The organism is Glutamicibacter soli (assembly GCF_003309065.1).
GTDB lineage: Bacteria > Actinomycetota > Actinomycetes > Actinomycetales > Micrococcaceae > Glutamicibacter > Glutamicibacter soli.
This window is the reverse complement of the sequence record NZ_POAF01000013.1, coordinates 36,233-44,267: the sequence shown is the minus strand read 5'-3', so window position 1 is coordinate 44,267 and position 8,035 is coordinate 36,233. Positions and strand designations below refer to the sequence as shown.

At 65.4% G+C, this 8,035-nt stretch carries 7 protein-coding genes; all 7 read right to left on the bottom strand.

Annotated elements, in window-relative coordinates; genetic code table 11:
* Positions 1–189: 189 nt before the first annotated feature.
* Positions 190–567 carry an META domain-containing protein gene (locus C1H84_RS17485; RefSeq protein ID WP_113608147.1) on the bottom strand — a complete coding sequence of 126 codons (378 nt, stop codon included), beginning with the start codon at positions 565–567 and terminating at the stop codon, positions 190–192.
* 85 nt (positions 568–652) lie between these two features.
* The gene (locus C1H84_RS17480) at positions 653–2,110 is read right to left on the bottom strand and encodes an MFS transporter (RefSeq protein WP_235359887.1); all 1,458 of its coding nucleotides are present in this window, start codon (positions 2,108–2,110) and stop codon (positions 653–655) included.
* 173 nt (positions 2,111–2,283) lie between these two features.
* On the bottom strand, positions 2,284–3,027 hold the full coding sequence (locus tag C1H84_RS17475; RefSeq protein ID WP_047118788.1) for a TetR/AcrR family transcriptional regulator C-terminal domain-containing protein: 744 nt from the start codon (positions 3,025–3,027) through the stop codon (positions 2,284–2,286).
* A gap of 52 nt (positions 3,028–3,079) precedes the next feature.
* Positions 3,080–4,069 carry an HAAS signaling domain-containing protein gene (locus tag C1H84_RS17470; RefSeq protein WP_146956200.1) on the bottom strand — a complete coding sequence of 330 codons (990 nt, stop codon included), beginning with the start codon at positions 4,067–4,069 and terminating at the stop codon, positions 3,080–3,082.
* Between the two features lie 84 nt (positions 4,070–4,153).
* Entirely contained in the window at positions 4,154–5,047 is an 894-nt protein-coding gene (locus C1H84_RS17465) for a sugar ABC transporter permease (RefSeq protein ID WP_053797814.1), read from the bottom strand.
* Positions 5,047–6,642, bottom strand: a complete 1,596-nt coding sequence (locus C1H84_RS17460) for an ABC transporter permease subunit (protein ID WP_053797813.1) — start codon at positions 6,640–6,642, stop codon at positions 5,047–5,049. The genes C1H84_RS17465 and C1H84_RS17460 overlap by 1 nt, the downstream gene beginning before the upstream one ends.
* Positions 6,643–6,771: 129 nt before the next feature.
* Entirely contained in the window at positions 6,772–8,034 is a 1,263-nt protein-coding gene (locus C1H84_RS17455; protein WP_113608145.1) for a sugar ABC transporter substrate-binding protein, read from the bottom strand.
* Position 8,035: the final 1 nt, after the last annotated feature.

Genomic DNA, 8,035 nt, shown 5'->3' with positions numbered 1-8,035 from the left:
GGGTTTCAAGGATCGTGCGCAGCTACTGCGCCGAGCACCGGATCCCCTACACCGTGGCCAGCGTCCGCGAGTCCTACGCCCAGGTCATCTCCTACCTGAACAAGGTCGGGCTTTCGGGCCGCGACCCGTTCGAGTGCCCCATGATTTCCGGATACCGCAGCAGCTAGGGACCAGATGGACCCTGCCCGGCTACTTGCTGCGTGTGAGCGTGCCGATCTGGTCGCCCTTGGCATCCGAGAAGGTCATCTTGTCGCCGGAGATCGTGGCGGTGGCGGCCCCGCCGAGCCAGGAATCGACGCCCTCGCAGTACATCTGGGTGCTGCCCATGGCGCCGAAGTCCACGGTGCCGTCCTTTTCGGTCCACTGGCCGATGAGGTTGTTGCACCCGTCGCTGCCGCTGATCTTGCCGTCGGAGCCGAGGTTCAGCCACGGCTGGCCTTCGGCCTCCGTGCCCCAGGTGCCGTCCAGACTCGCCGGGGCCTGTTCGGCCGGGCCGCTGCTCGATCCGCATGCGGCCAGGCTCAGCGCCAGCGCTCCTGCTGCCATCAATCCTGCAAGTCGTTTCATGTCTTCCAGCTTAAGCCACGCTTAGCGCGCTGACCAGTGCAATCGCAGACCCGGAGCGTCGTTTCGGCCTGCGGTGCCAGCCCTGCTATTGAGGCTGGGCTCCGTGGTGGTCGTGGCGCCAGTCGGCCACGGCGACCCAGAGCGTGGCGATCACCAGCAGGCCCGTGGCGGCGAAGGACAGCGTCATCGCCAGCGGGTAGCCGACAACCTGGTTCATGCCGTAGAACACGGCGGTGATGACCGCGATGCCCACGGCGGTGCCCACGCGCTGCGAGGTCTGCATCAGCCCGCCGGCGGAGCCAGAGTTCTGAACGGGTACCTCCATCAGGGTCAGTGCCTGGTTCGGGGAGATGATGAAGCCCTGGGCGGCGCCGATGAATGCCAGCGAGAGCAGCATCCACCAGATGCTCACGATCCCGCGCGCCTCCAGCTCGACCACGGCCACCGTGACGACCAGCCCGAACAGCGCGCTGAGCGTGCCGCCGATGACCAGCCGGCGCCCGGCGGTCATCACGTAGCGGCCGGCGACGTTCGAGCTGAGCGCCGAGAGCAAGGCCGCCGGCAGCGCGATCAGCCCTGCCTGCAGCGCGCTGAAGCCCAGCGCCTGCTGGGTGTAGACTGCCACCAGCACCCAGACGCTGGACACGCCCATGAAGTACAGGCCGGCGATTACTGTGCCGTTGGTGAAGCTGCGCACCCTGAACAGCGCCAGGTCCACCATCGGGGCCGCGCCGCGCGCCTTGTAGCGTTTCTCCCATGCGATCCACAGCAGCATGAACAGCAGCGCCACCGGCAGCAGGGCCCACAGCCACGGGTTCTCGCGACCCTGCACGAACGGGAAGAGGAAGGCGAAGATGCCCAGCGCCAGCAGCAGCCCGCCCACCGGATCCAGATCGAGCCGACCGGAGGGTTTGGTGAACAGCGGACGCGGCAGCCAGATGACTGCCAGCAGCAACGCGATGATCCCGATCGGCACGTTGATCAGGAACGTGGAGCGCCAGCCTGCCTCGGCCCCCAGCCAGTTGATCAGCGCCCCGCCCATCACCGGGCCGATGGCCACGGAGAATCCGATGACCGTGCCCAGCAGCCCGTAGGCCCGTCCGCGTTCCGCGCCGGTGAAATGCTGCTGGATCAGGCCCATGACCTGCGGGTTGAGCAGGCCGGAGCCGACGCCCATGACGAAGCGGGCGATGTTCAGCATCAGCGGGTCGGCGGCCAGCCCGGCCAGCACGGAAGCCAGCGTGAAGATCACGACGCCGGCGATGAACATCATGCCGCGGCCCAGCAGGTCCCCGGCACGCCCGGCGGCTACCAGCACTACGCCGAAGGTCAGCGCGTAGCCGGCGAGCACCCACTGCATGTCGGCCTCGGTGGCCTGCAGGGTGGTTTCGATCGAGGGAAGCACCACGTTGACGATGCTGACCGAGACCAGCGACATGAACATGACGGCCAGCAGCACACCGAGCAGCTTCCAGCGTCCGGCCGGCGAAAGCGCCCCAGGCGCCGGAATGGCGGCTGCGGCGGGCGCAACCTCGGCAGCCAACGGGGGGTCTTGCGGGGGCTGGATGGCAGGCATGGCAACTTTCGGACAACGGCTGGCGGAGCTGGTTCGGTGCGCGCCGAAGCCGCCGGGCGGTTCATGGCACGCGCTGGGTATAGCGTCCGGAGGCACCGGGATATTCCCCGCACCTGCTGCGGGGCTGGCGTTTGCTCTGGTCAGTCAGCGGCTGGCAGCGCGTCCAGCATTCCCTGGATGGAGAGGATGCGCAGCTGGAGCAGCTCTTCGAACAGGTCGTCGCTGTCCATGCGCGGCTGTTTCAGGGATTCGCGTACCAGCGGGGCCTCGGCCTCCGGGTAGCGCTCCAGCCAAGCCTGCGGCACCACACGGGAGATGTAGTCGTTCCGGCCTTCCGGGACACGGTCCAGGAAGTAGTCCGCCTGCAGGGCAAATGACATGATGTCGCGGCTGAACGCCCGGATCAGGGTCAGCGCCTGCGGCATCTCGAAGCCCATGTCCGTGTAGAACCGCAGCAGCCGTTCCATCATCTCGATGTAGCGCGGTCCGCCGTCCACCTCCACGCGCTCGGAGATCGGAACCACCGCAACCAGCGGATAGGTGCGGTACAGCGCTCGGCTGACCCGGTAGAACTTGCGCACGGTGTCACGCCAATTGACCGGGTCGAACTCCAGCAGCGGCGTGCTGCGGATGAAAAGCTCCACCGCCATGTTCACGACCTCCTGCCGGTCGCTCACGTAGTTGTACAACGCCCGCGAGGTGGCCCCGAACCGTCCCGCCAGGCCGTTCATGGTCAGCGCGGTAAAGCCTTCGGAACCGATGATCTTCAACGCTTCGGAAGCGATGGCTTCCTTGGTGATGGGAACCTGGGAGGCGTCCTTGCGCGGGCGTCCCCGCCCCCGCTTCACCGGAGTATCGTCTTCAGTGCGATCCACGTCGCTCATCTGGCTACCCTTTCACGGTGTTCATCGTCCATCATCCGGCAACGACCCCTGGTTACAACAGCGCCAGCAGGTTTCGCGCCCGTTCATGCCACATGCCGGCGGCCAGGGCCAGGTGGCCGCCGGCGAAGGACATCGCCCCGGCAAGCCACGGCCACAGCAGCGGCGCTTCGTAGGTGGTCGGCAGCGCCGCGATGAAGCCCGCGACCATGACCAGCAGGCCGGTGGCGATCAATGCGATGTGGCTCCAGCGCCGCCGCAGCGGAAGCAGCAGCGCCAGGGCCGCAAGCGCCGCCGCCGGAACAAGGATCAGCCACGCATTCCCGGTGAAGCCCTGTAGGCCACGGTAGGTCGTGTAGCCGATGGCCGCAAGCAGGGCCGCGGAAGCGCAGATCAGCCAGGCCGGACCGGGGCTGGCCATGGATCCGCGCATCATCAGCAGCGGGGTAAACACCTGCGCCCAGAGCAGCACCGCCAGCGGGAGGAGGAACGCGCCCAGGCTCGCCAGTCCCAGTACGCAGGCGGCGGTGGTCGCCAACGCTCCAATGACCTGCAGGACCAGGCCGGGAATTCCGTGGACAACCAGCGGCAGCAGGCTGAAGAGCACCGGGATGAAGGCGAAAATCATCACCGCGGAGCCCAGCGACAATTCCAGCTCGGCTAGGGTGCCGAAGATCGTGCCGTCGACGTAGCCGAAGGACAACGGCTCGGCGAGCGCAACAAATTGCGAACCGAGCACCAGCAGCGCGGCGGTGAGCACCGACAGCGCGAAGATCGGCCAGGCCAGAATGCGGGTCAGGAATTGGCGGCCGCTGCTGACCTTCAGCACCGTTGGTTCGGTAGGGGTGAACCCGGCGGCGACCGCAGCCGGCTCCCCCAGGCGGCGCAGCAGTTCGGACTTGCGCCGGCCCTTGCCGGGTAGCCGGGATATCTGTTCGCGGGTATGTGCAAGGATCTCGGTGCGCTCGGCGTCGGAAAGAAAACTCAATTCCCGACGCAGCTGTTCAAGATAGTTGCGCGCGGCCCGCGGCAGATGAGATTGCATCCATCCAGCTTACGTGGCCAGCCTGAGAGTTGGCGATCGTCTGGCGGTTCGCGCGGCGCGCTCCAGCTGCACGGGGGCGACGCGCTATTTTCCCGCGCCGGCGGTCAAACCGCCCACGATGTACTTCTGCAGGAAGAGGAAGAGCACCATGACCGGCAGCGCCGCCAGTACCGCCCCGGCGGCGAACACCGACCAGTTGGAAGTGAACTCCTCGGACACGTAGGAGTACAGTCCCACCGCAAGTGTCTGGTTTTCCGGCGAGACGAGCACAACCGAGGCGATGACGAAGTCCGACGTGCTGGAAATGAATGACAGCAGCCCCACCACGGCCAGGATCGGTGCGACCAGGCGCAGGATCATGGTGAAGAAGATCCTGGCGTGGCCGGCGCCGTCGATCTTGGCGGCTTCGTCGATCTCCACCGGGATGGTGTTGAAGAATCCGTACATCAGGTAGGTGTTCACGCCGAGCGCTCCGCCCAGGTACACCATGATTAGTGCAATCTTGTTGTCGATCCCCAGGGCCGGGTACACATCGCCCAGCGAGGTCAGCAGGATGAAGATGGCCACGACTGCCAGCAGCTGCGGGAAGATCTGGACGACCAGCAGGCTGACCAATCCGAAACGGCGCCCGGTGAAACGCATGCGCGAGAAGCTGTAGGCCGCCAGTGCGCCGAGGAATACCGAAGCGGCGGCGGTGGTCAACCCGATGAGCAGGGTGTTTCCGAACCAGGCGGCGAAGGGCCGCTGCTCGTTGCGGAACAGGTCGACATAGCTTTGCAGGCCGAGCTGGGTGAACAACCCGTTGGATGAGAGCAGCGTTCCGTTGGGGTTCAGCGACGCCGAGAGCACGTAGAGCAGCGGGAACGCCGCGTAGATGCACAGCGCCACGCCGATCAGGTGGCGCCAACCGGTAGTAGCGAACCATTTTCCGAAGCTGCGGCGTGCTGCGGGCTGCTGGACGGGAGTTTGCGTCGACATTAGTTCAGCTCCTCCAGAGCCTTGGTCTGCTTGAAGCTGATGACCGCGATGACGGAGACCAGCACGAAGATGATGATGGAGAATGCACTGGCCAGGCCGTAGTCGCGCTGGGAGCCGACGAAGGCGACCTTGTAGACCATGGAGATCAGGATGTCGGTGGAGCCCACGTTGAGCCCTGCCCCTTCGAGCCGCGGTCCTCCCTCGGTGAGCATGTAGATCACGTTGAAGTTGTTGAAGTTGAACGCGAACGAGCTGATCAGCAGCGGGGCCACAGAGACCAGCAGCAGCGGGAGCTTGATCAGGCGGAAGACCTGGAACGGCTTGGCACCGTCGATCTTGGCCGCCTCGGCCAGTTCATCCGGGATCGACTGCAGCGCCCCGGTGCAGACCAGGAACATGTAGGGGAAGCCGAGCCAGAGGTTGACCCAGAGCACGGAGAACTTCGCCAACCACGGATCGGTCAGCCATGGGATCGGCGCACCGCCGAAGAGCACCTGGTTCACGAAGCCGAAATCCTTGTTGAGCATGCCTGCCCAGACCAGGCCGCCCAGGAACGCCGGGAAGGCATAGGGCAGGATCGAGATGACTCGGTAGATCTTGCGGCCCTTCATACGCAGGTCGTTGAAAACCAGCGCCAGGAACAGGCCCAGGAAGAAGGTGGTGGCCACCGACAGCAGGGCGAAGGCGAAGGTCCATGCGGTCACCGATCCCAAGGCGGTGCGAATGGAGGAGTCGGTGAAGGCCTTGGCGAAGTTGTCGAAGCCCACGTTGATCGACCAGCCGGGCATCAGCTGGGTGCCGTCCGGGGCGGTGAAGGCGCCGACGCCGGTGTCGCTGTAGACCACCGAGGTGGTGGAGTCCGTCATGGTTCCGGCGGCCTCGTCGTAGACCAGGTTCGACGTGTACTGGTAGGCGGTGCGCCCGTCGGAGGTGCGCAGCGACCCCTGGGCCGGGTCATCGCTCATCGGCACCGCCAGGGAGGTGACTTCCTGCTGGCGGCCGAGCAGGTCGGCGAAGCTGAGCTGCGTGTATCCGGCAAGCTCATCCGCGGTGATCGGCTCCAGCGGCTGCTCCGTGGTGCCTGCCATCTGCACCCCGTCGCGCTCGACCAGCAGCGACAATTCACCGCCGTCATCCAGCACCGTCACGGGCAGCCCCGGGGAGTCCGGGACGCGGCTCTGGTTGGACTGGAGCAGCGCCATGACTGCGTCGTCCTTGTCCGAGTTGTGGCCCGAACCGTAGTTGGTGAAGGCGATATAGCCGGTGTAGCCGATCACGAACACCTGGAAAATCAGCAGGAAGATGGTGCCCGGCAGCAGGTACTTGGCCGGCAGCCAGCCCCGCTTGAAATACACGACGTTGATGGCCGCGGTGATCACGGCGACCACCGCGGCGATCGCCCAGGCTTCGCGGCCGATCGCGGTGAACAGCGCGAATATGGCGGTGGCGTCCACGATGCCGATCATCGCGATCTTGGCCAGGATCAAGCCGGTGGAGGTTGATGCTGCGGTGGACAGCCGCTTGGCGGCCGGGGACAGCGCGTCGGCCTGCTCAGGCTCGCTGCTGTGCGGCGGCTTCTGGTGGGTCAGTGACATCTGTGGCTTGTTCCTGGGTCGGAGGTCGGCGAACTTGCGGTACGGCGTAGGCCGTGCCGAGGATGTGGTCGCGTGTCGGGACGGCAAATTGCCGCCCCGACACGTCCGGCACGCGCACGTGCGGCGGTGTTACTTTGAGATGGACTTTTCGATATCGGCGGTCATCTGCTTCCAGCGCTTGGCCGGTTCGGCCTTGCCGGAAATGATCTCTGCTTCGGCGACGCCCCAGAATTCCCACACGGCTGCCATTTCAGGGATGTTCGGCATCGGAACGCCGTCTTCGCCGACCGCGCCGAAGGCCGCGATGGTCTCATCGGACTTGGCCGCCTCGAAGGCTTCCTTGTTGGCCGGCGGACGGTTGCCCACTTCGTAGAGCTTGGTCTGGACCTCGGCGGTGCCGATGTAATTGGTCAGGAACTCCGTTGCTGCCAGCAGGTTCTCGGTCTTGGAGGAGACGAAGAAGCCCTGGACTGCCACGAATGGCTGTGCTTCGTCGCCGCCGGCGCTTGGGATCGGGTCGATGGCCAGGTCGATCTTGGCGTCTTCGGCCGCTTCCACGTTCCACGGGCCGGTCAGCAGGAAGGGCGAATCGCCGGAAATGAACTTCTCCTTGGCGATGTCAGCGTCCACGGAGGTCTTCAAGGTTCCCGCTTCGCCCTGGTCGGCGAGCCACTGGGCGAACTCCAGGCCGCCCTCGTTGCCGATCTGCAGGTCGCTGGCGTCGTAGGCGCCGTTTTCATCGGTTCCGAACACCGGAGCGTCAAAGGAGGTCTGGAATGGGTAGGCGTGGAACGGGTCGCCCAGCTCCGATACCTGTACCAGGAACGGGAATTCGGTGCCCGCCTTCTCTCCCTCGGCGATCATCTCGTCGAAGGTTGCCGGGGCCTTGTCGGCGAGATCCTTGTTGCGCAGCAGTGCGAGGTTCTCCGTTGCGTACGGGACGCCATAGGTGTTGCCCTCATAGCTCATCGCGTCCATGGCGACATCCTGGAAGTCCGCGCTCTTGTCGCCAAGCTCGACCGGCTGGACTACGCCGTTGTTGACGAGGTTGCCCAGCCAGTCGTGGGCACCGATGGTGATGTCCGGGCCCTTGCCGGTTGGTACCTGCTTGAGGAAGTCTTCCTGGATCTTGGAGAAGTCCTTGATCACCAGATCGACCTTGACGCCCGATTTGGCCTGGAAATCCGCTGCGGCATCCTTCAGGACCGGCTCGCGGTTGGCATCGACCCACACGGTCAGCGATCCTGCTTCGGCGGCGGCCGGCGAGGACTGCGCAGCCGTTTCCGAAGGCTGCGGGGTTGAACTGTTCGAACCACCGCAGGCGGTCAGGGATAGCGCCGCAATTGCGGTCACCGCCCCACCCAGAAGAAGGGAGCGCTTGTTCACCATCATG